Below are 23994 nucleotides of genomic sequence, written 5' to 3'. Positions count from 1 at the left end.
CACCTCCCAAATGCTTTAACTAATTCAGGCCGCGGGTTTTCAACCAGGCGTCGGTCAATTGGCGGAAGCGTCCGGCCATGTCTGATATCGCTTCCTCATCGTTCAGCTTGCCGGAAAGCCAGCCGCGGGCCGCTTCGGTAAAGATCGTGCGACCGACCGCAAAGCCCTTGACGGACGGAGCAGCGAGCGTCGCCTCGAAGCCCTTCACCAGTTCGTCCGCCGGAGCCTCGAGACCGAGGAGCACGATACCGCGGCACCATGGATCGTTCTTGGCAATCACGGCCTCGATCTTTTTCCAGGCGGCCGTCGAAGCCTGAGGTTCGAGCTTCCACCAGTCGGGCTTGATGCCGAGCGCATAGAGTTCTTCCATTGCCGTCGAAATGGTGCCGTCGGTCAGCGGCCCGTTTTTGCTGGCGATGATTTCGATCAGCAGTTCGCGGCCAACCTTGCGTGCGGCTTCGAAGAGCGTACGCAACTTCTCCTGCTGTTCGCTCTTCAGCGCTGCCGGGTCGTCCGGGTGATAGAAGCACAGGCACTTGATGCAATGATCGAGCGGCCACTCGACGAGCTGCGAACCGATGTCCTGGCTGAACTCGAAGCGCAGCGGCTTGGACCCTGGCAGTTCCACCGGGCGGCCGATCCAAGCAAAATTCTTGCTTGCCGCATCGAAGAAGGCGTCGCGTCCGAAGCGCTCGTCGATCAGCATGCCGTAGCCGCTGCGGCCATCGGCAACGCGGGCAGCAGCTTCCACAGCAAGGCGCTTGAAGGCCACAATCTTCTTGTAGTCGACGCCAAGCTCATCGCAGACACTGGTGAGCTGCGAACGGTGGTCGATCGCAAGCGCCATGAGAAGCGGAATATCGCCCTTGCGCGTCGAAGCCCAGTGGATGTGATTGATCGCCTCGTCCTTTCGCAGCGCACGATGCTGGCTTCCGTGCTTCAGGAAGAAATCGAGCTCGGCCCAGGTCGGATACTCAGGCGAGCAGAGGAGGCGGGAGACGGCGAAGGCGCCGCAGGCATTCGCCCAGGTGGCACAGGTCTTCAACGGCTCGTCCTTCAGCCAGCCGCGCAGCAGGCCCGACATGAAGGCATCGCCGGCGCCGAGCACGTTGAACACCTCGATGGGGAAGCCTTCGCCGACAATGCCGTCTTCCAGATTGTCGCTGATCGGACCATCGTAGACGATGCAGCCCATGGCACCACGCTTGAGAACGATGGTCGCCGGCGACAGGCGACGGATTTCCTTGAGAGCACCGAGCACGTCATCGGCACCTGAGGCAATGAGGATTTCTTCTTCGGTTCCGACGATCAGGTCGCAATCGGGAAGCGTCTCCTTCATCTTGGAGGAGACGCGATCGGACTTCACATAGCGCTCGAAACCTTCCGCGTGGCCGGCAAGGCCCCAGAGATTCGGCCGATAGTCGATGTCGAAGATAACCTTGCGGCCGTTGGCCTTGGCGATGCGGATCGCCTTGCGCTGTGCGGCTTCCGTATTCGGCCGGGAGAAATGCGTGCCCGACACCAGCACGGCGCGCGATGATTTTATGAAGCTCTCATCGATGTCGCCCTCGTCGAGCGCCATGTCGGCGCAATCCGAACGATAGAAGATCATCGGCGAGACGCCTTCGGCCTCGACGGCGAGCAGCACCAGTGCCGTAAGACGTTCCTTGTCGGTCTTGATGCCCTTCGTCTCGACGCCTTCACGCGCCGACTGCTCGATGATGAAGCGGCCCATCTGTTCGTCGCCGACCCGGGTGATCAGGCCTGACTTGAGGCCTAGACGCGCCGTTCCGATTGCGATGTTGGCAGGGCAGCCGCCGACGGACTTCGCAAAGGAGCCGATGTCCTCAAGCCGCGAGCCGATCTGCTGGCCGTAGAGATCGACCGAGGATCGGCCGATCGTGATCACGTCAAGCGACGGTTCCGGCTGCGAGCCCGGGTTCGGTTGTGCCATGATGTCCTCCCGCTAGATTTTAGCTACGGCTTGGCGCCTGCTGATTGCGAGTAATGAAACATCGGTTCCGTATTGTTGTCAATTCGGAATGTTTATTCCATTTTTGATTTTGTCGATTTTACCTGGGTTCGCTTCCGCCGCCGCTCGGCGATCGCAACCGGGAGCGCCATCGTCAGGGCCATCGACGCTGAGAGCGAGCGGAAACCGGCAAAGTCCGCCTCCGCCACTTCGAACCAGCAGGTGGCGCGGGCGGCGAGCGGCGAGAAGGCCGAATCGGTAATAGCAACAACGGGCACCCCTCGATCTGCGAGCGCTTCCGCCTGGCTCAGGCTGTCGGCGGCATAAGGCGAGAAGCTCGCCGCGATTGCCGCATCTTTGTGAGTCGCGAATTGCACCATTTCCGGATCGACGCCATTTGGCGACGCGACGATCTGGTGCCGGATGTTCAGCTTCGAGAAGGCATAGGTCATGTGTGCTGTCAGCGGATAGGAGCGGCGCTTGGCGATCAGGTAGATCGTCTCGGCAGCCGCGAGAATATCGACCGCCTTGGTGAAGGTATCGGTCTGCACAGTGGCAGCCAGTCGGTTGACCGACTGGCTTGCAGCCGAAATGAAGCCGGAAAGCAGGTTGGCATCCTCGTCATCGCCGCTGGCCTGCTCCAGCGTGACCAGGCGCTCTTCATAGCTCAGCGTCCGATCGCGCAGGCGCTCGCGAAAGATGCTCTGCAGATCGGAGAACCCCTCGTAGCCTAAATGATGCGCGAGACGCACCAGCGTCGACGGCTGCACGTCAGAGGCCGCAGCGATGCTCGCCGTTGTGCCGAACGCGATCTCGTCGGGGTTGCCGAGGGCGAAAGCGGCGACCTGTGCCAGCCGCTTCGGCATGTTTGCTTTGCGCTCGATAATCGTGCTGCGTAGACTCTCGAAGTCGCGCGGCACGCGTATGGGCGTCTTGGTGTCACTATCCATAGGCACGATCCGGTGAATGAAATAAACATTCCATAATTCGGACCATAAATGATTTCCATCCGCGTGCCTAACTGTTTTTATTTCGCTGGAATTTAAGGGGTTTGGTCAAAAAAACCAAGCGTGCGGCGAAAAGTGGCCATCAACGGCGCTTGTCAAAATGATCTAAATATTCCAAAAAATCGGCGAGGAACGCGGAGGAGACAAGATGAAGCCACTCGGAATTGGCCTGATCGGCACCGGCTATATGGGCAAATGCCACGCATTGGCATGGAACGCAGTGAAGACGGTGTTCGGGGACGTCGAGCGTCCACGCCTGATTCATTTGGCCGAGGCCAATGCAGACCTTGCGGCCAAGCGCGCCTCCGAATTCGGCTTCGAAAAGGCAACCGCCGATTGGCACAAGCTGATCGCTGATCCTGAGGTCGACGTCGTGTCGGTCACCACGCCGAACCAGTTCCACGCGGAGATGGCAATTGCTGCGCTCGAAGCGGGCAAGCATGTCTGGTGTGAGAAGCCGATGGCGCCGGCATATGCCGATGCCGAGCGCATGCTGAAGACAGCAAAGGCTGCGGGCAAGGTCGCAGTTCTCGGCTACAACTACATCCAGAATCCGGTCATGCGCCACATCAAGACGTTGATCGAGGAAGGTGCGATCGGCGCCGTCAACCACATCCGCGTCGAAATGGACGAGGACTTCATGGCCGATCCCGACGCCTTCTTCTATTGGAAGAGCGAGTTTTCCTCCGGCTACGGCGCCCTGGATGATTTCGCCGTGCATCCGCTGTCGCTGCTCTGGTACCTGTTCGGTCACGTCGAGGCGGTCACTACCGATATGGTGAAGCCTTATGCCGATCGTCCGGTGAAGGAAGGCGGGCGTCGCGACGTCGAGAATCACGACGCCGCCAACGTCCTGATGCGACTTGGTGGCGGGATCTCCGCTGTCCTGATGGCGAACCGCGCCGCCTGGGGGCGCAAGGGTCGAATCGCGCTGCAGATCTTTGGCTCGAAGGGTTCGATCGCCTATGATCAGGAACGCATGAACGAGTTCGAGATCTATCAGGCGGCGGGCCGCGGCTCAGAACAGGGCTTCCGCAAGATACTGGCCGGCCCGGCGCATCGCCCATACGACCGCTTCATTCCGGCGCCTGGTCATGGTCTTGGCTTCAACGATCTGAAGATCATCGAATGCCGCGAACTGATCCGTGCAATTTCCGGCGAGCCGTCGTCGATCGTGACATTCGAAGACGGTCTTAGGATAGAGAAGTCTGTTCACGCCATGGCACAGTCATTCCACGAGCGCCGCTGGATCGAGATCGATTGAGGTCGACCCCTTCCGGTTGACGGCGCTGGGGGCAGGGGGTAGGCCTTTGCTGGAACGCGCGGCTGCGGGCTGGGAGTGAGAACGTGACGGACAGACTGGTGATCATCGGCGCGGGGCAGGCCGGCTTTGCATTGGCCGCGAAACTGCGTGCGCTCAAGGATACGCGCCCAATCACCATCATCGGTGCCGAAGATGCGCTGCCTTACCAGCGTCCGCCGCTTACGAAGAAATATCTGCTCGGCGAGATGACGTTCGATCGTCTGCTGTTCCGGCCGGAGCATTGGTACCCTGACAATAATGTCGAAATCCGGCTTTCCACCTGGGCAGAGCAGATTGTGCGCGACAAGAAACAGGTGCTCCTGCAGGACGGTTCGGTGCTCGACTACGGTACACTGGCACTGACGACCGGATCCACGCCGCGAGCGCTGCCGGCTGCGATCGGCGGAGATCTCGAAGGCGTCTACGTGGCCCGCGATAAGCGCGATGCCGATCTGTTGGCCGAGGAGATGCGCCCGGGGCGTCGCGTGCTCATCATTGGCGGGGGGTATATCGGCCTTGAAGCGGCGGCCGTCGCCCGCCATCGCGGTCTCGAAGTCACCGTGATCGAGATGGCCGACCGAATCCTGCAGCGCGTCGCTGCCAAGGAGACCGCCGATATCATGCGCGTGATTCACGAGACGCATGACGTTGTCATCCGGGAAAAGACCGGGCTCAAGCACCTTGTAGGTCACGAGGGCAGGGTCGTCGCGGCGGAGCTCTCCGACGGATCCACGATCGACGTGGATTTCGTCATCGTCGGCATCGGTGTCGTTCCAAACGACCAACTCGCCAAAGAGGCGGGGCTCGAGGTCGCCAATGGAATCATCGTGGACGAATTTGCCCGCACATCCGATCCGTCGATTTTTGCCGCCGGCGATTGTGCGGTTCTCCCGTGGCAGGGTGGGCGGATTCGTCTCGAATCGGTGCAGAACGCCGTTGATCAGGCAGAGGCGGTCGCCGCCATCATCGCGGGCGGTAACGAAGCATATGACCCCAAGCCCTGGTTCTGGTCGGACCAGTATGACGTCAAGTTGCAGATCGCCGGCTTCAATATGGGATACGACGATACGGTCCTGCGCCCGGGCGCCCGCGAGGGCGCGCACTCGATCTGGTATTTCAAGAACGGCTCATTCATTGCCGTCGATGCGATCAATGATGCCAAGGCCTATGTCAGCGGCAAGAAGATGCTGGAATCCGGCATCAATCCCGACAGGGCGATCATCGCCGACGCGTCTGCCGATCTTAAGCAACTGCTGAGCTGAGGCCGACGGCCCCGGCATCAGGTGAAAAAGCCGAAAAAGCGCTTGCGTCACCTGTCGAATGACTCTATCAGGGCTCCCACCGGAGAGGTGGCCGAGTGGTCGAAGGCGCTCCCCTGCTAAGGGAGTATACCCGAGAGGGTATCGTGGGTTCGAATCCCATCTTCTCCGCCATCACAACTTTCCTACCATCTGTTTCGACCATCATCACCCGCAGCGCGCTGTCGTAGTGACCGCTGCCACCTGCGCGCTTAGCCCGCCGAATCTCGCGTCAACAGAATCGAACCGAGAATCATCCTTCGTCAGGGAAACTGATTCTTCGTCAATTGCGCCCATGGCCTGAGGCGGGCGTCGATGCTTGGCCTTCTCCTTCTTCAACAAAAGACGCGAATCCGGCGAGAAACTGGTTCCAATGTGGCACAATCCACAGCCCGGCACCGCGGCACATTGCAGCCAAACTCCCGCAGAATCAGGGGTTTCTTAATAAAGTATAAAGAAACGGCAGGGGCGGATGCCGCATTTGTGACCTTTCCGCAACAGCGCATAGGGAAGGCTGTCGCAAACACCCCAAACGGGCAAGTTGGTGATTGCGTGACAGTCCCGGTCTTGTATTTTCAACCTCGGAAGCGAGGGCGGTTGATCGTCCGACTTCTTGAAACATGGGGATGGGGCAGGGAACGCTGCTCTAACGGCGAAAAACCCAGACCCGATCGAAACTTTGAATTGGAGGTCAATATGAACATCAAGAGCCTTCTTCTCGGCTCCGCTGCTGCTCTCGCAGTAGTTTCCGGTGCTCAGGCTGCTGACGCTATCGTTGCTGCTGAGCCGGAACCGGTTGAATACGTTCGCGTCTGCGACGCTTACGGCACTGGCTACTTCTACATCCCGGGCACGGAAACCTGCCTGAAGATCGAAGGTTACATCCGTTTCCAGGTTGACGTTTCCCGCGATCGTTCCGACGACACCATCCTCGGTGGTACGTCTGACTGGGATGCGTTCACCCGCGGTCAGGTTCAGTTCACGGCCAAGAGCGATACCGAGTATGGTCCGCTCACCGGCGTGATCGTTCTGCAGCACAATGGCGACTCTGCTCGCTTCCAGAACGCGATCCTCGACTCGGCTTACATCGACATCGCTGGCTTCCGCGCTGGTCTGTTCTACAGCTGGTGGGATGACGGCCTCTCGGGCGAAACCGACGTTCTCGCAAGCCACGAAACGCTGCACAACTCCATCCGTTATCAGTATGAGTCTGGCGACTTCTACGCTGGTATCTCGGTTGACGAACTGGAAGACGGCCACTATCCGGACGACGGTTCTGAGCAGCCGAACAACGTTGGTGTTGCTCTCGGCCTCGGCGGCAAGGCTGGCGCCTTCACCTACCAGGTTATCGGTGGCTATGACACCGACAACGAAGAAGGTGCGATCCGTGCAATGGGTACGGTTGCAGTTGGTCCGGGCACGCTCGGCCTCGCAGCTGTCTGGGCATCTGGCCAGAACTCCTACTACGACGCCTCTGAGTGGGCGATCGCAGCTGAGTACGCCATCCAGGCGACTGACAAGCTGAAGATCACTCCCGGTGCTGAATACTTCTTCAACTACAACGAAGACGACGGCGCCTCGAACGACTTCTCCAGCGACGACGCTTGGAAGGTTGGTCTGACGGTTGATTACCAGATCACCGACAACTTCTACGCCAAGGCTTCGGTCCAGTACCTCGACGGCGACAACATCGACGATCAGACGTCTGGTTACTTCCGTCTGCAGCGTGCATTCTAATCTGGTCTGACCTCGGTCAATCAGGAGAGCCCGGCTTTCGAGCCGGGCTTTTTTGTGTTTCTGGATGCCGCTCAAGTGAACTGGCTCAGAACTAAGGCACATCCGAGATGAAAAGCCTTGTCCGCGGAAACACTGATTCAAGATGCAGCAATGGCGCGTGGCCTTGGCCGAGTGCCTCCAGCGTCGAAAGAGACGAACACCGGGCTTTCATCTCATCGACCGTTTTGTCAGCAATGAGATCCGAGTGTTCTCCTTTGACGACGAGTATCGGCACCGCGGCCAGTTCATCGAAATACGGCCAGAGATCCGGCAGTGGCTGAGCGAAATCGATGGCCAGCAACTGTGTGGCGATGGCTGGATCGAAGTCCGCCACCGGCTTCCCGTTGATATCCCGATAGATTGCTGTGGCCATCCCGCGCCAGTCCTCCTCCTGCAGGGTAGGGAAGTATCTGCTATGGCAGGCCTTGAGGAAGGCGACCGCCTCGGCCCAGGAGTGCGGTGGTGTGGCGGAATTGAGATAATCGCGGATGCGCTTGAGGCCGTTGGCTTCAATTTTCGGTCCGATATCGTTGAGGATGACCGCTGCAATGAGCTCTGGCTTCATTTGCGCCAGCAGATGGAGAATCAGCCCGCCGCGCGAGGTCCCGATGAAGATTCCGCGCTCGATCTTGAGATGCTGGCAGGCCGAGATGACATCGCGCGCTTCGACGCCGAGATTATAGTTCGCCTTGTTGGCGTCCCAATCGGAGTGGCCTCGCCCACGATAGTCGATCGCAATGACCCGTCTCGGAGTCTCGGCGTCGGTCGACAGCAACAGCGCTAGGCTGTGAAAATCACGCGAATTCCTTGTCAGTCCGGGCAGGCAGATCACCGGCAGCCGGTCCGCTATCTCTGGGCCACCATAATCTCGGGCGTACAGCGTCAGCCCGTCATCACTCTTGTAGGTTATCGCTCGAAAGCCATCGTTTGCTGCTGGTTCCACGCTCGCTACTCCTGCTGTCTCAGGCTCAGCTTAGCGAGGCCGACGATATCCGCCAATCAGGAGGAACGGCCGTAGGTCAGGTCGCGGACGATGTCGCTCGGCTGACCCAACCGCACCTTGTAAACTTCGTAATTCTCAATCACCCGCTGTACATAGTTGCGGGTTTCGGGGAAGGGGATCCGCTCGATCCAATCGACAATGGTGTCGATCGATTGGCCGCGTGGGTCGCCGTAGCGGCCGATCCATTCAGGCACACGCTTGGGACCGGCGTTATAGGCTATGAACGTCATGATATAGGAACCGCCAAAGGCGTCGATCTGCTCGCCGAGATAATGTGCCCCGAGCGTCGCATTGTAGCCGGCGTCGGCTGTCAGTCGGTCCTTGGAATAGGCGATGCTGTGGCGCTTAGCGACGGCCTTCGCGGTTCCCGGCAATATCTGCAAAAGCCCGCGAGCGTCCGCGGCCGAAACCGCGGCCGGGTCGAAAGCGCTCTCCTGCCGGGCGATCGCGTACGCGAGTGCTTTGCCGGAACCGGAAATGTTGGCGTTCGTCGGAATGACACCGAGAGGGAAGGCAAGCGCTGCGACATCGACGCCGCGCGAATAGGCGATCTTGCCGACCTGCAGCGACAGATGGTGGTCGCCTGAACGTTCCGCCTGCGCACTCAAAACCGAAAGTTCGCCGGGGCTCTGCAGTTGCTCGGCGAGCGCGAGATAAAGGCTCTTCGCCCGCCACCCATGGCCGGCCGCGTCAAGGCGGGCGATGGCCTGTACCGCTTCGCGTTCAAGATAGCGTTGCCGGTCGGCCTGGGTGGGTGATGGGTAGGTCACATTCAGTGTCTTGCGGCCGAGCTTGTCGCTGGCCAGTTGCCCATAAAAGGTCGTCGGATAGCTGGCGGCCTTGGCATAGAATTCGGATGCCTTTCCAGGTCCGCCGGCCTCGGCGGACCGTCCCATCCAGTACCAGGCGCGAGACACCGAAATCGGTCCATTGGAAAAATCGAGGATCTGGCGGAAATGCGCCTGTGCTGCCGCCGCGTCCTGTAGGCCCCGCAGAGCGTACCAGCCCGCATGGAACTCCGCCTCAACGATGTCGGTCGGTGTTGTTGCAGTGTAGTTGGCAACAATCCCGTAAGCGGCCTTGAATTCCCCTTGATCGACGAGGCCGCGGCTGACGATCCGTTGTTCGTTCCACCACTCGCCGGCATTGACCAGTTCGTCCCGATTGCGGGGGGCCTTTTGCAATAGCTTGGCGGCTTCCGCATATTTGTCCTGTTTTCGCAGGTATTCGATGCGTGCGAAAAGGTAGCCGGCGTCGCCTTTCCACTGGCCGTCGACAGCGGTGAGAAGTGCACCGGCGTTGGGCGCCTTGTTCATGACAGCCGCCCAAGCTTTGTAGAGCGACTGAGCCTGCCCCATATCACCAAAGCGCTTGGCCTGCGCCGCGCGATTGCGATACATCAGGTAGTCCATTCGCGCCTTATGATCGGCTGGTGTCAGCAGGCTGGCGAATTCTGCGAGAATCTTGTCTTCAGTCGGCTTGTCGAGTGTCTCGCCGCGCCAGACCTTCCGGATGTACTTTGCTGCCTGGCTCTGCTTGCCGGTGGCGACGAGTGCCCGAGACAGGATCATCGCGCCGGACGTCGTCTCGGGCGCAGTCTGCCCGAAAGCAGCCAAAACGGAGCCAGGGGCAGGGTTTTCGTCGTAGATGGCACGCTCGGAATAGGCCCGTAGCTTCGCAAGCCCCGGCCATCCTTGCAACTCCTGGGCGGCGGCGGCAATTTCCGAGGAGGGAATACCCTTCTGCCCCGAGACCGCGATTGCCCAAGTCAGAATGTGCCGGTCAAGCGTCCCGCTTCCCATGCGGTCACGAATGGAAATCGCCTGCGCGGGATTGTTATCCGAAAGCGCGTCCAGCCCGGATTTCAGGTCGCTGTTGATCGGTGCCTGGCTGCGCGGAATCGAGCCGGTGATGATTGATTCCGGTACCGACGTCTGCGGAACGAAACCTATCGGCTTTACATCGGGAACGGGCACGGCCTCATTCGGAAGCGAAGACGCCAGGCTGCTCCACGCGGCGGCGGTAAAGCCGAGGGCGGACAGGATCAGGACTGCTCTCTTCATGGGACTCTCGCAATGAAAACACGCCCAACCATTTGGCGGGAGCCATCTTAACGAAAGCTTACTGAAGCCAGTAAACTTCGTTCACATTTGCTATCGGAATTTGCCCTAAACCGATCCCTGCGCGCTTGTCGCGACGATTTCACCGCACTATGGTGCCCCACCAATATTCAAGGAATGCGGCCGAAGCGTGAAGTCGGCCATGAGGAGTTCTGCATGTTCCAGGGATCCATTCCCGCTCTCGTCACTCCCTTCACTGATGCTGGCCAGGTGGATGAGGCCTCGTTCGCGAGCCACGTCGACTGGCAGATCAAAGAAGGCAGCAGCGGTCTCGTTCCGGTCGGCACGACCGGCGAATCTCCGACGTTGTCGCATGCCGAGCACAAGCGGGTGGTGGAACTTTGCATCGAGGCTGCGGCCAAGCGCGTGCCTGTGATGGCCGGCGCTGGTTCGAACAATACGCGCGAAGCAATGGAACTTGCCCAGCATGCCGAGAAGGCGGGCGCGGATGCGATCCTCGTGGTTACGCCTTACTACAACAAGCCTACGCAGAAGGGTCTGATCGCACATTTTTCGGCAATCGCCGAGGCGGTGAAGCTGCCGATCTATATCTACAATATCCCCGGCCGTTCCGTGATCGATATGACGCCGGAAACGATGGGCGCACTTGCCAAGGCGCACTCCAATATCGTTGGAGTCAAGGACGCCACCGGCAAGATCGAGCGCGTGTCCGAGCAGCGCCTTAGCTGCGGCAAGGAATTCAGACAATTGTCGGGTGAGGATGCGACGGCGCTTGGCTTCAATGCCCACGGTGGCGTCGGTTGCATCTCGGTGACGGCCAACGTCGCGCCGCGCCTTTGCGCCGAGTTTCAGGCCGCGACGCTTGCCGGCAGCTATGCCAAGGCGTTGGAATACCAGGATCGTCTGATGCCTTTGCACAAGGCGATTTTCCTGGAACCCGGTCTCTGCGGGGCGAAATATGGCCTCGCAAAGTTGGGAAGAATGAGCCGCAACGTGCGTTCGCCGCTGATTTCGACGCTGGAACCCGCCACCGAAGCAGCGATCGATGCCGCCATGCGCCATGCCGGCTTGCTGAACTGAGGCAAGCTGCTCGGCCTGCCTTCACAGGCAGCCGATGTTCCCCTACATAAAGGCAAGAGAGAAGGGCGCGGTCGTCGCGCCCTCGAGCATTTTGGAATGTGTTATGGCGCCCAAAGGCAGCGAGCGCGTGGTCAAGAAGATCGTGGCGGAAAACCGCAAGGCGCGCTTCAACTACGAGATCATCGACACTTACGAAGCCGGCCTCGTGCTCAAGGGCACCGAGGTCAAGTCGTTGCGCGAGGGGAAGGCCAATATCGCCGAATCCTATGCTTCCGACGAAGATGGCGAGATCTGGCTGATCAATTCCTACCTACCTGAATATCTGCAGGCAAACCGCTTCAATCACGAGCCGCGTCGGCGCCGCAAACTGCTGCTCTCCGGCCGCGAGATCAACCGGCTGCGCGCCGGCATCAACCGCGAGGGCATGACCTTGATTCCGTTGAAGATCTATTTCAACGACCGCGGCCGCGCGAAAATGGAATTGGCGCTCGCCAAGGGCAAGAAGCTCCACGACAAGCGCGAGTCCGAGAAAGAGCGCGATTGGAACAGGCAGAAGAGCCGTCTTCTCAAGGACAACGGCTAATCGGAATCCGAGCATCTGCCTTGAAGACGACACTGAACGCTCGAATTTAGGCGTCCAGGTCGGTTGGTGCCGCAGGTTCGGTCGTAGGCCGCGGTGGCCGCTCCGAAGGATCGCGTCCGATTTCGTTCTTCAACGACAGAAGATCGATGAAGTGATCGGCCTGCCTGCGCAGGTCATCGGCAATCATCGGCGGTTGCGTTGCCATCGTCGAGATGACCGAGACCTTGCGGCCCTTGCGCTGAAGTGCCTCGACAAGCGTCGTGAAGTCGCCGTCGCCGGAGAAGATGACGAGATGATCGACGGTTTCCGATTGCTCCATGGCATCGATCGCCAGCTCGATATCCATGTTGCCCTTGATCTTTCGGCGTCCCATCGAATCCGTGAACTCTTTGGCCGGCTTGGTGACGACCTTATAGCCGTTGTAGTCGAGCCAATCGATCAGCGGGCGAATGGAGGAGTATTCCTGATCTTCGATCAGAGCCGTATAGTAGTAGGCGCGCAGGAGATAGCCGCGTTTCTGAAATGCCTTCAACAGCTTGCGGTAGTCGATATCGAAACCCAGACTTTTGGACGCAGCGTAGAGATTGGCGCCATCGATAAAAAGAGCAATTTTTTCGCGTGGATCAAACATCGCGTACCAATCCAATGTGAGCAATCTTAATGCTTTCGTCAGAAACCCAAAAAAACAACGGGTTATGCGATCGCTTGGAACAATTCTTACTTTATGAACTATTCATATAAGAAAGATTTAGGGCACGATTCGCGATATTCCAAGCAACTTTTGGTGGAAACCCGCTTTGCATCCAAAATTCGTTGGCGTTGTGAGTTGGGGCTTTGCGCAATGAAAACTTGAATTTGCCCGGTTTTAATTGTATCGGGCGTGTTAATCCCGAGATCACGACCGCAAAGGACAGGCAATGGCCCGTGTCACCGTTGAAGATTGCATCGATAAAGTTGAGAACCGCTTCGAGTTGGTTCTGCTTGCCAGCCACCGTGCCCGGCTGATTTCCCAGGGCGCTTCGATCACAATCGATCGTGACAACGACAAGAACCCGGTTGTGGCGCTTCGCGAAATTGCTGACGAGACGCTGTCTCCGGATGATCTGAAGGAAGATCTGATCCATTCGCTGCAGAAGCACGTCGAAATCGACGAGCCAGAGCCCGATCCGGCGAGCCTCATCGCAGCCGGCGGCGTTGCCGCGGCAGACAGCGAAGAGCAGGAAGACCTGCCGGAAACGATTACCTTCGACCAAATGTCGGAAGAAGAGCTTCTGGCTGGTATCGAAGGCCTGGTGCCGCCGGAAAAGAGCGACGATTACTAATCGTCAACCTTGCACCATTATAGCTTCGGCATATTATTGCATATCATGTGCGCCAATCCGTGATTGGCGCGCTTTTCTTTTTTAATGGAGCGGTTTCGGGATGATGCGGCAGTACGAGCTCGTGGAGCGGGTTCAGAAATACAAGCCCGATGCCAACGAAGCACTGCTGAACAAGGCCTACGTCTATGCAATGCAAAAGCATGGACAACAGAAGCGTGCGAGCGGCGATCCCTATATTTCGCATCCGCTGGAAGTTGCCGCCATCCTGACAGACATGCACCTTGACGAGTCGACCATCGCGGTTGCGCTGCTTCACGACACCATTGAGGATACGACGGCAACCCGCGCCGAGATCGATGAGCTCTTCGGGGAGGACATCGGGCGACTGGTCGAGGGACTGACGAAGATCAAGAAGCTCGATCTCGTCACCAAGAAGGCCAAGCAGGCTGAAAACCTGCGCAAGCTGTTGCTGGCCATTTCCGACGATGTGCGTGTGCTTCTCGTTAAGCTCGCCGACCGCCTGCACAATATGCGCACACTGGATCACATGTCGCCGGAAAAGCGCGCCCGCATTTCCGAGGAGACGATGGATATCTATGCGCCGCTGGCCGGACGCATGGGTATGCAGGACATGCGCGAGGAACTGGAAGACCTCTCATTCCGCCATATCAACCCGGAAGCCTACGAGACTGTCACCGGGCGGCTGGAGGAACTCTCGAAGCGCAACGAAGGTCTGGTCAAGAAGATCGAGACCGAACTGGGCGATCTGCTCGTTGCCAACGGGATGACCGGCGCGATCGTCAAGGGGCGTCAGAAGAAGCCGTACTCCGTGTTTCGCAAAATGCAGTCGAAGTCGCTGTCCTTCGAGCAGCTTTCGGATGTCTACGGTTTCCGCATCATCGTTGACGATATTCCTGCCTGCTATCGGGGGCTGGGTATCGTTCACACCCGCTGGCGCGTGGTCCCCGGCCGCTTCAAGGACTACATCTCGACACCGAAGCAGAACGACTACCGTTCGCTGCACACGACGATCGTTGGTCCGTCCAGCCAGCGCATCGAGCTGCAGATCCGCACCAGGCGCATGCATGAGATTGCAGAGTTCGGTATTGCTGCCCACACGCTCTACAAGGACGCCGCCTCGACCTCAGACAACGATATCCTTTCGCGTGAATCCAATGCCTATTCCTGGCTGCGCCATACGATCGAGGCACTCGCAGAAGGGGATAGTCCTGAAGAGTTTCTTGAGCATACCAAGCTTGAGTTGTTCCAGGATCAGGTCTTCTGCTTCACCCCAAAGGGCAAGCTGATCGCGCTTCCGCGTGGCGCGACGCCGATCGACTTCGCCTATGCGGTTCACACCAATATTGGCGACACGACCGTCGGCGCTAAGATCAATGGTCGCATCATGCCGCTCGTGACCCGTTTGGCGAACGGCGACGAGGTCGAGATCATTCGTTCCGGCGTCCAGGTGCCGCCGGCAGCCTGGGAAGAGATCGTCGTAACGGGCAAGGCGAGGGCGGCGATCCGTCGCGCCACGCGATTGGCTATCCGCAAACAGTATGCCGGTCTTGGCCATCGCATTCTGGAGCGGACGTTTGACCGAGCCGGAAAGATCTTTTCGCGCGAAGCGATGAAGCCCGCGCTCCATCGCCTGGGGCAGAAAGACGTCGAAGATGCCATCGCGGCAGTCGGTCGTGGCGAGATGTCGTCACTGGACGTGCTGCGTGCGGTCTATCCTGATCATCTGGAGGAGCGTGTGACGGCCAAGCCGAGCGGCGACGACGGATGGTTCAATGTTCGCAGCGCCTCAGGCATGATCTTCAAGATCCCGGGCAAGCCCAAGTCGGCCATCGACGGCGCAGATGTCAAAGCGGACATCGATATGGATGCGATGCCGATCCGCGGCATCTCCAGCAATGTCGAGGTGCAGTTCGCTCCGACCGGCGCTGTCCCCGGTGACCGTATCGTCGGGATCATGAACGTCACGGAGAAGGGGAACGCCATCACGATCTACCCGATCCAGTCTCCGACGCTGCAGCGTTTTGACGATCAGCCGGACCGTTGGATCGACGTGCGCTGGGATCTCGACGAGGCCAACAAGTCGCGTTTCATGGCGCGCATCATGGTCAATGCGTTGAACGAGCCCGGTACTTTGGCGAAACTCGCCCAGACCGTTGCCGGTGTCGACGTCAATATCCGGGTGTTCAATACCGTCCGCGTCGCAACCGACTTCACCGAAATGACACTCGACGTCGAGGTATGGGATCTACGGCAGCTTAACCAGCTGCTCGCCCAGCTAAAGGAACTGGAGTGCGTCGCAACCGTTCGTCGGCTTTACGAATAAGGCTGTTGCACATTTTGTGATCGTTTCGTGACGGAAATCGCACGGATATAGGGCTAGGTATGCGATAGGCGCATGGCTGCGCCTATGTTAGAGCGTTGGTAATCACGGCCGCGTGCGCCTATCTTCCAGTCATCGGAAAATTGAACAGAAGATGAGGCAAAGAAATGTTTACACCGATCAAGAAGATCGCCCGTGCACTGCGTGCGCCGACTGCTGAAGAACGTGAAATGGCTTACCTGAACGGCTCTTTCGACCGTATCGATCTTGAATATCGTCAGCGTCAGGTTGATCGCGGCCTGTTCCGCATCCGGTAATACCGAGCCTATACTTGAAGAACGGAGGGGGCGTATCGCATATCGCGCCCCTGGTGAATGCTCAGTCTGCGATGATCAAATATTGACTGAGATGGTCTGGCGCTCTTGTCACGCCGGTGCGGCGTGCACTACATACGCGCCATGTTGTTCAGACGTAGAAAACCTGCCGGATTTCGTGAAAAGGTCCGTGAGTTGCTGTGGCCCCGTAAGGGATTCTTGCGGCCGCTCCGCTACCTCACGATGCGTGTTCTCCGCTTGACGGCGTCGCCGCACGCCGTCGCGATGGGTGTCGCCGCAGGAATCTTCGTGTCCTGGACGCCCTTTATTGGCGTCCACTTCGTCATGGCCTTCGTGCTCAGTTACTTCTTCTCCGGCAATATGGTCGCTGCGGCGCTCGGTTGCGCCGCTTTCGGCAATCCGCTGACCTACCCATTCATCTGGGGAGCGACCTGGGAGATAGGTCACCTGCTGCTTGCGCGTCACGACGCAATGCCGGGGCAATCGATCGACCTCGGCGCGCTGTTCCACGAACTGCATTTCAGCGAACTCTGGCGACCCGTTCTCGAGCCGATGCTTGTCGGCTCCATTCCGCCTGCACTTTTGACCTCTGTCATCGTGTATTTCGGAACCTTCTACGCCGTGAAGGGCTTCCAGACGCGCCGCCGCGAACGGCTGATGACGCGTGCCCGCATTCGTTTGTCACATCCAGTGCAGGAAACCGTATGATCATCGGCATCGGCAGCGATCTCATCGATATCAGGCGCGTCGAGAGGTCCCTCGAGCGCTTCGGCGAGCGCTTCACCAATCGCTGCTTTACCGAGATCGAGCGAGCGAAGTCCGATCGGCGTGCCAATCGGGCGGCCTCCTATGCCAAGCGTTTTGCCGCCAAGGAGGCATGCTCCAAGGCCCTTGGAACCGGCATGGCGCAAGGCGTGTTCTGGAGGGATCTCGGTGTCGTGAACCTGCCAAGCGGCAAGCCGACGATGAAGCTCACGGGCGGCGCGGCAGAGATGCTGCAATCGATGCTGCCGGCCGGCCACAGGGCTGCCATTCATTTGACGATAACGGATGATTATCCCTTGGCGCAGGCTTTCGTCATTATCGAAGCGCTGCCGGATAGCGTCTGATCAGCGACGTAGAGTCGCTTTTAATGTTGGCGCCATTGCCGCAATCGGCCGAAGCCGCTAGAGAGAAGCAAACAAGAGTTGCGTCGTTATTGGCGCGTTGAAGGAATAAGACTGCGTGTCCGAAAAAGTCGAAACCAAGCCGAACGCCCTTTGGGAAAACATCAAGGTCATCGCACAGGCGCTGATTTTGGCGATGGTTATCCGAACGGTGTTTTTTCAGCCGTTCACCATTCCGTCCGGCTCCATGATGCCGACCCTGCTTGTCGGCGACTACATTTTCGTCAACAAGTTCGCCTACGGCTATTCGAAGTACTCGCTGCCTTTTTCCCCGAACCTGTTCAGCGGTCGCATCTTCGCGAGTGAACCGAAACGCGGCGACATCGTTGTCTTCCGCTTCCCGCCGAATCCCGAAGTTGATTACATCAAGCGGCTGGTCGGCCTTCCCGGTGATCATATTCAGGTCCGGGAAGGTGTTCTCTACGTGAACGGCACGGCGGTTCCGAAGGTGCCGGACGGCACTTTCAATTCCGACTATGCTCAAGATCCGGGCCAGGATGTGCCCGTCTTCCGCGAGACGCTGGACAATGGCGTTACCTACGACACGCTCGACCAGTCTCCGGTTTCCCGTGGCGACAACACGCGCGAGTTCATCGTTCCGGAAGGTCACTACTTCATGATGGGCGACAATCGCGACAATTCGCTCGACAGCCGCTTCGATGTCGGCTTTGTGCCGGCGGAAAATCTGGTCGGTCGCGCCAGCGTCATCTTCTTCTCGCTCGGCAACGACACATCGTTCCGCGAAATCTGGAAGTGGCCGACGAACATGCGCTGGGATCGTCTCTTCAAGGGCGTTGAATGAGTAAGGCGCAGACGCTCTCGGCGGCGGATCGGACACGGCTTGAAGCCCTGATCGGTCATCAGTTCGCCGAGAAGGAGCGGCTGGATCGGGCTTTGACGCATGCGAGTGCCCGCACGCAAAAAGGCGGGAACTACGAGAGGCTGGAGTTTCTTGGCGACAGGGTGCTTGGCCTCTGCGTCGCCGAATTGCTCTTCCGCACATTCGGCGCGGCAACCGAGGGCGAGCTCTCGGTCCGTCTCAATCAGCTCGTCAGTGCCGATACCTGCGCCGAAGTCGCCGATGAGCTCGGTCTGCACTACTTCATTCGCACCGGCGCTGACGTCAAGAAGCTGACCGGAAAGCGCATGATGAATGTCCGGGCCGACGTGGTCGAGAGTCTCATCGCGGCGATCTACCTCGACGGCGGCCTTGAGGTCGCGCGGCGCTTTATCCTGAAGTTCTGGGAGAAGCGGGCAGCACGCGCCGACGGTGCGCGGCGCGACGCGAAGACCGAACTGCAGGAGTGGTCGCATGCCAAATTCGGCGTCACGCCGATCTACCGGGTTGATGAACGCAGCGGACCGGATCATGATCCACGCTTCACGGTTACTGTGGAGGTCGCCGGTGTTCAGCCCGAAACGGGAATTGAACGCTCAAAGCGGGCCGCGGAGCAGGTCGCAGCCACGCGAATGCTGGAGCGCGAAGGCATTTGGCAGAAATCCTCTGCCGGAAACTGACGGGACAGATGACAGAAGAACACGAAATGGCGGACGGCTCCGCTGAAACTGCGGGTGCGACACGGTCGGGCTTCGTTGCCCTGATCGGTCCGACGAATGCCGGCAAGTCGACACTGGTGAACCGTTTGGTCGGCGCAAAGGTCTCCATCGTCAGCCACAAGGTGCAGACGACGCGTGCGATCGTCCGGGGCATCGCGATCCACGACAATGCCCAGGTCGTGTTCATGGACACGCCAGGTATTTTCAAACCGCGCCGGCGGCTCGATCGCGCGATGGTCACGTCGGCCTGGGGTGGCGCCAAAGATGCCGACCTCATCATGCTGCTGATCGACAGCGAGCGCGGTTTGCGCGGTGACGCGGAAGCCATTCTTGAGGGCCTCAAGGAGGTGCATCAGCCGAAGATCCTCGTCCTGAACAAGATCGACCGGGTCAAGCGCGAAGATCTGTTGGCGCTGGCGGCAGCCGCCAACGAGAAGGTCACCTTCACGCAAACCTTCATGATCTCGGCCGAGAACGGGTCCGGTTGCGAAGACGTCATGGATTATCTGGCAAAGACGCTGCCGGAAGGGCCATGGTATTACCCCGAAGACCAGATTTCCGATCTCCCCATGCGCCAGCTTGCGGCTGAGATCACCCGCGAGAAGCTGTTCCTTCGCCTGCACCAAGAACTTCCCTATTCGTCGCATGTCGAGACGGAGAAGTGGGAAGAACGCAAGGACGGCTCGGTTCGCATCGAGCAGGTCATCTACGTCGAGCGCGACAGTCAGAAGAAGATCGCGCTCGGCAAGGGCGGCGAAACGATCAAGGCCATCTCTTCTGCATCACGCCGAGAGCTTTCCGAAATTCTCGAGCAGCCGGTCCATCTGTTCCTGTTCGTGAAGGTTCGCGAAAACTGGGGCGATGATCCCGAGCGCTTCCGCGAAATGGGGCTGGATTTCCCGAAGTAGCGAAAACAGCTTCTACAGCGTTGTTTCTGCGGCAAAAATTCGGTCGCGTATGGAACAACCCTGGGGTTTGCGTGTTCTTATATGAACGCGCCGCCATTGCCGGCGGCTTTCGTCATCGAGCACAAGGGCCTCTATGGCAACCCCGCGCGCCACTCACTCGTTCAAAACACCGTGCGAGCAGTGTCCGCTGCGTGCCGACCCGACGTTCCGGGAATTCAGTGGCGAAGAGCTGGATTTCGTTTCTAAGTTCAAGCGAGGCGAACTGGCTGCTGACGCCGGCGCGACAATCCTCGTCGAGGGCGCCCATAGCGCTCATCTCTTCACGGTTCTCTCCGGCTGGGGCTTCCGCTATAAAACGCTGGAAGACGGGCGCCGGCAGATCCTGAACTATATAATGCCGGGCGATCTGATCGGTCTGCAGGGGACGATCATGGGTGAAATGCAGCACTCAGTCGAAGCGTTATCGCCTGTGTCCCTGTGCGTCTTCGAACGCGACAAACTAATGGCTCTTTACAACAAGCATCCTTCGCTCGCCTTCGACATTACCTGGATCGCGGCCCAGGAAGAGCGAATGCTTGATGAACATCTCTTGAGCATCGGCCGCCGGACAGCCCTCGAGCGCGCAGCCTACCTCATTGCATTCCTGTTCGAGCGGGCAAGGCGACTAAAGCTTCTCACCAAAAATGCCTCGATCCCGATTACCCAACAGCATGTGGCGGATACGCTCGGCTTATCGATCGTTCACACGAATAAAACATTGAAAAAATTATCAAATCGAAATTTGATCCGCTGGCAGGAGCGTGCCTGCGAGGTGCTTGATGGCGAAGGGCTGCTTGCCGCCGCTGGGTGGGAAGGGCTTGGAGAAAAAGTCCGGCCGTTCATATAATGCATGCGGGCGCTATGTCTTTTTTAAATGCATGCTGCGAGACATGGACCTAAGGTCATCCATGCCATCTTTCTTCCTGCTTGCTTTTTATCGACCCGAAACGAAAAAGCGGCTATGCAAGTTAAGCGGTAGATAGTCGTCGGATATGGGGCGTCAGAGGTGGAAATCCGGAAAATGCAGGGGCCGAGCGTCTTAGGCGACACTCAGCAAGGGGCGTATTGGGTATGAAGGCAAACCGTGTTCTGGTCCTTGAGGACAGTTTGATCATCGCTATGGAGGCGGAGGATATCCTTCGTCAGGTGGGTGTCGAGACGATTAGTATCGTCAGCGGCCTCGAGCAGGCGATGGAGGTGACCAAGACCGAGGCTTTCGATTTCGCACTGCTGGACGTCAACCTTGGTGAGGTCATGAGCTTCGATTTCGCGCGCCATCTGTCGCGCGTGAACATTCCCTTCGGCTTTGTGAGCGGCTATTCAGATACGAAGGACTTTCCCGAAGACCTCCGGAACGTGCCGCTGCTCGTCAAGCCGTTTGGCGAGTCGGCGATGCGCGACTTCCTTCAGAAATTGTTCCCGGCGGACGCCTGAGCGCCTTTTCATGACAGGGCGTCGGTGTTGCGGTAGGATCGAATCGTAGAGTTCAGGGTTCGTTTCCGATGCAGTGGCACGACCGAGCAATCATCTTGGGCGTCAAGCGCCACGGCGAGAACAGCGTTATTGCCGAGGTGATGACGCGCGAGCGCGGACGCCATCTCGGAATGGTCCGCTCCGGCCGGTCGCGGGCCATGCAGCCTGTGCTCCAGGCTGGGAACGAGGTCGAGGTCACGTGGCGAGCCCGTCTCGACGAGCACCTTGGCGAATTTCGAGTCGAACCGTTGACGTTGCGGGCCGCGCGCTTGATGGAAACGGCAACCGCCGTCTATGGCGTGCAGGCGATGGGCGCGTTGCTACGCTTGTTGCCGGAACGCGATCCGCATCCGCACCTGTTCGAAGCTCTCGAGGTCATCCTCGACAATCTCCACAATCCGGCCGACGCAGGCGAACTCTTCGTTCGCTTCGAACTCGCTGTGCTGAACGACCTTGGTTTTGGCCTCGATCTGACCGAATGTGCCGCGACCGGCACGCGTTCCGACCTCGCCTACGTGTCGCCGAAGTCGGGCAGGGCGGTCAGTCGGGCTGCGGGTGCACCGTGGGCTGACAAGATGCTGCTGCTGCCCCCGTTCCTCAATAGCGAGCAGAACCGTGCGGCCGACATCGACAGCCTCAATGCCGCGTTCCGGTTGACGGCATTCTTTCTGCATCGCCATGTCTATGAGCCGCGTGGCGTGGAGGCGGCAGCGGCGCGCGAAGGCTTCGTACAGGCGGCTCTGAAGGCGCTAAAAGCCGCCTCCGCAAAGGACGGCTTGCCGGCCTGATCGACGGTTTTTCATGTTTGAAAAATGTCGTGCAGCGCAGGCGCTTTACGCGCCTCGGACATCTTCCTATGTCGATCGCATACAGCCCAGCGATTGGAGGAGTAGGCCATGCTGACCAAACCCGATACGACGACCACAATAAATCTTTGGAACGGCAATGAAATCCCGCGCCTGGGCATGGGCTGCTGGGCGATCGGAGGGCCGTTCTATGCTGGCGATACGCCGCTTGGCTGGGGCGAGGTCGATGACAAGGAATCCATCGCTGCCATTCATCGTGCAATCGAGCTCGGCATTCGTTTCTTTGATACGGCCTCGAACTACGGCGCTGGGCATTCCGAGGAGGTTCTTGGGGAGGCGATCGGCAACCGCAGCGACGTTGTCGTTGCGACCAAGTTCGGTTTCGCAACCAATCCTGAGACGAAGCAGGCAACTGGGGCCTTTGCCGACGCCGACTTTATCAGGCGGTCGGCGGAAACATCGCTGCGTCGGCTGAAGAGGGATCGTCTCGATCTGCTCCAGTTCCACTTGAACGACTTTCCGCTCGAGCAGTCGGATGACGTCTTCGAAACGCTGGAGAAACTGCGCAGTGAAGGTAAGGTCGACGCCTTTGGCTGGAGTACCGACTATCGCGATCGGGCTGCGCGACATGCAGCGCGTCCTGGCTTCGTTTCTGTCCAGCACACGATGAACGTCTTCGAGCCGGTGCCGGATATGATCTCGGTGATCGAGCGGCATGGACTGATCTCGATCAACCGCGGGCCGCTGGCGATGGGATTGCTCAGCGGAAAATTCAGCGCCGACACGAAGGTCGGTGACAAGGATGTTCGCGGAGCGAGCCTGGATTGGATGATCTATTTCAAGGATGGGCGCATCGCGCCGGAGTTCGCCGCGAGACTTGAGGCGGTGCGCGAGCTGCTGAAGTCGGGCGGTCGAACGCTCACGCAGGGCGCGCTGGCGTGGCTGTGGGCGCGCTCGTCCCGAACTTTGCCGATCCCGGGCTTCCGAACCGTCGCCCAGGTTGAAGAGAATGCCGGCGCGCTGGCCGCAGGCCCGCTACCTGCTGCGGTGATGACGGAAATCGACGAGACTCTTGCTCAGCTTCGGACTTAGGCGCGGTTGCGCACCTTGAAGGTCCAACCCTCGGGTCTTTCTTCGACAACTCTGACTGTATCGCCAACCGTGATCCTGCCGGTTCCGCGCGGGGTGACATTCCAACCAAAGAGCGGGCCGGGTACGCGCCGGTCCGCTGACATCCGAATGCGACCCATGGCCGGCATCGGATTCGGAACGTCGCGCGATCCGGTCGATTGGTCCTGCGTCGTCATGATGCAACGCGCACAGGGTTTGACCAGATCAAAACGAATGCCGCCGATTTCGATCGCCGCCCAACGGTCCTCCTTCCAAGCCTCTTCCGTATCGACCACGATATTGGGCCGGAACCGCTCCATGCCGACGCGGCCTTCGCCGTGTGTCTCCAGGTCGGCATTCAGCGCCCGCAGGGAGCCGGTTGTCGTCACCAGGATCTGGTAGCCATCGGCGAACGTGACCGGCGTGCCTTCGCCGGCCCATTCTGCGCTGGCGGAACGCTTGGCATCCTGATCGAAGAAGACCAGCTTCACATCTCGACCAAGCCATTCCGAGAGTTGGTGATTGCTGGCGTCGTCGGCAACTGCGGCATTGACGATGGACTTCCAGATCGAAACATCCATCCGCTTCGCGGCCATAGGGATCAGCGCAACCATCTGCTTGTCGCCCATGCTGAGATGGAGCTGCGAAGGCCCGGCCTGAACACCGATGCGAGCGAGGTCCGGCAATTCGCGTTGCGTGATGAAGTGTCCGTCCCTGTCGGTGATCATCGCACGCCGGTCGCCCGGAAGCCCAAATGCATCGATCTCTGACGACTCCAGCGCGATGCCTCGGGTGCTCTTGAGCGGATAGATGAAAAGATCGGTAATGCGCATC

23 protein-coding genes and 1 tRNA gene are annotated in these 23994 nt (G+C 59.1%); 18 read left to right on the top strand and 6 right to left on the bottom strand.

What is annotated here, in order from left to right:
- Positions 1-19 precede the first annotated feature (19 nt).
- Both iolC and FHT97_RS01850 read right to left on the bottom strand, forming a co-directional pair.
- A complete protein-coding gene (gene iolC, locus FHT97_RS01855; RefSeq protein WP_183859478.1) occupies positions 20-1954 on the bottom strand; it encodes a 5-dehydro-2-deoxygluconokinase in 1935 nt (644 codons plus the stop codon).
- Positions 1955-2046: 92 nt separating this feature from the next.
- Complete coding sequence (locus FHT97_RS01850) at positions 2047-2922, bottom strand: MurR/RpiR family transcriptional regulator (protein ID WP_183751671.1); 876 nt, start codon at positions 2920-2922, stop codon at positions 2047-2049.
- Positions 2923-3127: 205 nt separating this feature from the next.
- Here FHT97_RS01850 and FHT97_RS01845 point away from each other — a divergent pair, with 205 nt between their 5' ends.
- The 4 genes from FHT97_RS01845 (at position 3128) to FHT97_RS01830 (ending at position 7317) form a co-directional block, all read left to right on the top strand.
- Positions 3128-4243 (top strand): Gfo/Idh/MocA family oxidoreductase, encoded by a 1116-nt coding sequence (locus FHT97_RS01845; protein WP_183859476.1) that lies wholly within the window; start codon positions 3128-3130, stop codon positions 4241-4243.
- Positions 4244-4326: 83 nt separating this feature from the next.
- The gene (locus tag FHT97_RS01840; protein ID WP_183859474.1) at positions 4327-5544 is read left to right on the top strand and encodes an FAD-dependent oxidoreductase; all 1218 of its coding nucleotides are present in this window, start codon (positions 4327-4329) and stop codon (positions 5542-5544) included.
- A gap of 81 nt (positions 5545-5625) precedes the next feature.
- Positions 5626-5715: transfer RNA gene (locus FHT97_RS01835), tRNA-Ser, on the top strand.
- A gap of 561 nt (positions 5716-6276) precedes the next feature.
- A complete protein-coding gene (locus FHT97_RS01830; RefSeq protein ID WP_183859472.1) occupies positions 6277-7317 on the top strand; it encodes a porin in 1041 nt (346 codons plus the stop codon).
- A 91-nt stretch (positions 7318-7408) separates the two neighbouring features.
- On the opposite strand, the gene FHT97_RS01825 is transcribed toward FHT97_RS01830, so the two are convergent.
- Together FHT97_RS01825 and FHT97_RS01820 are read right to left on the bottom strand one after the other, a co-directional pair.
- A complete protein-coding gene (locus FHT97_RS01825; RefSeq protein ID WP_183859471.1) occupies positions 7409-8299 on the bottom strand; it encodes an alpha/beta hydrolase in 891 nt (296 codons plus the stop codon).
- A 56-nt stretch (positions 8300-8355) separates the two neighbouring features.
- Entirely contained in the window at positions 8356-10422 is a 2067-nt protein-coding gene (locus FHT97_RS01820) for a transglycosylase SLT domain-containing protein (RefSeq protein ID WP_183859469.1), read from the bottom strand.
- A gap of 213 nt (positions 10423-10635) precedes the next feature.
- Here FHT97_RS01820 and dapA point away from each other — a divergent pair, with 213 nt between their 5' ends.
- Positions 10636-11520, top strand: coding sequence for a 4-hydroxy-tetrahydrodipicolinate synthase (dapA, locus tag FHT97_RS01815; protein ID WP_183859467.1), 885 nt, complete (start codon positions 10636-10638; stop codon positions 11518-11520).
- Between the two features lie 103 nt (positions 11521-11623).
- The gene (gene smpB / locus FHT97_RS01810; RefSeq protein WP_025659866.1) at positions 11624-12103 is read left to right on the top strand and encodes an SsrA-binding protein SmpB; all 480 of its coding nucleotides are present in this window, start codon (positions 11624-11626) and stop codon (positions 12101-12103) included.
- Between the two features lie 46 nt (positions 12104-12149).
- Here the strand turns inward: smpB and FHT97_RS01805 are convergent, their stop codons facing one another.
- Positions 12150-12734: an NYN domain-containing protein gene (locus FHT97_RS01805; RefSeq protein ID WP_016553375.1), complete on the bottom strand. Its 585-nt coding sequence runs from the start codon at positions 12732-12734 to the stop codon at positions 12150-12152.
- 286 nt (positions 12735-13020) lie between these two features.
- Between FHT97_RS01805 and rpoZ the strand changes: the two genes are divergently transcribed.
- The 12 genes from rpoZ to FHT97_RS01745 all read left to right on the top strand — a co-directional run bounded on the left by rpoZ (position 13021) and on the right by FHT97_RS01745 (position 23142).
- On the top strand, positions 13021-13425 hold the full coding sequence (gene rpoZ, locus FHT97_RS01800) for a DNA-directed RNA polymerase subunit omega (RefSeq protein ID WP_016553376.1): 405 nt from the start codon (positions 13021-13023) through the stop codon (positions 13423-13425).
- Between the two features lie 100 nt (positions 13426-13525).
- Positions 13526-15769, top strand: a complete 2244-nt coding sequence (locus FHT97_RS01795; protein ID WP_183859465.1) for a bifunctional (p)ppGpp synthetase/guanosine-3',5'-bis(diphosphate) 3'-pyrophosphohydrolase — start codon at positions 13526-13528, stop codon at positions 15767-15769.
- A gap of 164 nt (positions 15770-15933) precedes the next feature.
- On the top strand, positions 15934-16083 hold the full coding sequence (locus FHT97_RS01790; protein WP_065814341.1) for a DUF3563 family protein: 150 nt from the start codon (positions 15934-15936) through the stop codon (positions 16081-16083).
- A gap of 141 nt (positions 16084-16224) precedes the next feature.
- The gene (locus FHT97_RS01785) at positions 16225-16809 is read left to right on the top strand and encodes a DUF2062 domain-containing protein (protein ID WP_183751656.1); all 585 of its coding nucleotides are present in this window, start codon (positions 16225-16227) and stop codon (positions 16807-16809) included.
- Positions 16806-17210 carry a holo-ACP synthase gene (gene acpS / locus FHT97_RS01780; protein WP_183859463.1) on the top strand — a complete coding sequence of 135 codons (405 nt, stop codon included), beginning with the start codon at positions 16806-16808 and terminating at the stop codon, positions 17208-17210. The genes FHT97_RS01785 and acpS overlap by 4 nt, the downstream gene beginning before the upstream one ends.
- A gap of 115 nt (positions 17211-17325) precedes the next feature.
- Positions 17326-18069 (top strand): signal peptidase I, encoded by a 744-nt coding sequence (gene lepB, locus FHT97_RS01775; protein WP_183751654.1) that lies wholly within the window; start codon positions 17326-17328, stop codon positions 18067-18069.
- On the top strand, positions 18066-18785 hold the full coding sequence (gene rnc / locus FHT97_RS01770) for a ribonuclease III (protein WP_016553382.1): 720 nt from the start codon (positions 18066-18068) through the stop codon (positions 18783-18785). The genes lepB and rnc overlap by 4 nt, the downstream gene beginning before the upstream one ends.
- Before the next feature lie 8 nt (positions 18786-18793).
- Positions 18794-19732 carry a GTPase Era gene (gene era / locus FHT97_RS01765; protein WP_019279736.1) on the top strand — a complete coding sequence of 313 codons (939 nt, stop codon included), beginning with the start codon at positions 18794-18796 and terminating at the stop codon, positions 19730-19732.
- A gap of 133 nt (positions 19733-19865) precedes the next feature.
- Positions 19866-20618, top strand: a complete 753-nt coding sequence (locus FHT97_RS01760) for a Crp/Fnr family transcriptional regulator (protein WP_183751652.1) — start codon at positions 19866-19868, stop codon at positions 20616-20618.
- A 224-nt stretch (positions 20619-20842) separates the two neighbouring features.
- Entirely contained in the window at positions 20843-21205 is a 363-nt protein-coding gene (locus FHT97_RS01755; RefSeq protein WP_183751650.1) for a response regulator, read from the top strand.
- A gap of 68 nt (positions 21206-21273) precedes the next feature.
- Complete coding sequence (gene recO / locus FHT97_RS01750; RefSeq protein ID WP_183859461.1) at positions 21274-22032, top strand: DNA repair protein RecO; 759 nt, start codon at positions 21274-21276, stop codon at positions 22030-22032.
- A gap of 108 nt (positions 22033-22140) precedes the next feature.
- Positions 22141-23142: an aldo/keto reductase gene (locus FHT97_RS01745; protein ID WP_183859459.1), complete on the top strand. Its 1002-nt coding sequence runs from the start codon at positions 22141-22143 to the stop codon at positions 23140-23142.
- Here the strand turns inward: FHT97_RS01745 and FHT97_RS01740 are convergent.
- Positions 23139-23993: an MOSC domain-containing protein gene (locus tag FHT97_RS01740; RefSeq protein WP_183859457.1), complete on the bottom strand. Its 855-nt coding sequence runs from the start codon at positions 23991-23993 to the stop codon at positions 23139-23141. The two genes, FHT97_RS01745 and FHT97_RS01740, sit on opposite strands and share 4 nt — an antisense overlap.
- Position 23994 lies beyond the last annotated feature (1 nt).

Source organism: Rhizobium sp. BK399 (assembly GCF_014194695.1).
Taxonomy (GTDB): domain Bacteria; phylum Pseudomonadota; class Alphaproteobacteria; order Rhizobiales; family Rhizobiaceae; genus Rhizobium.
Note: the sequence above shows the minus strand (reverse complement) of the source record. Positions and strands in the feature narration are given on the sequence as shown.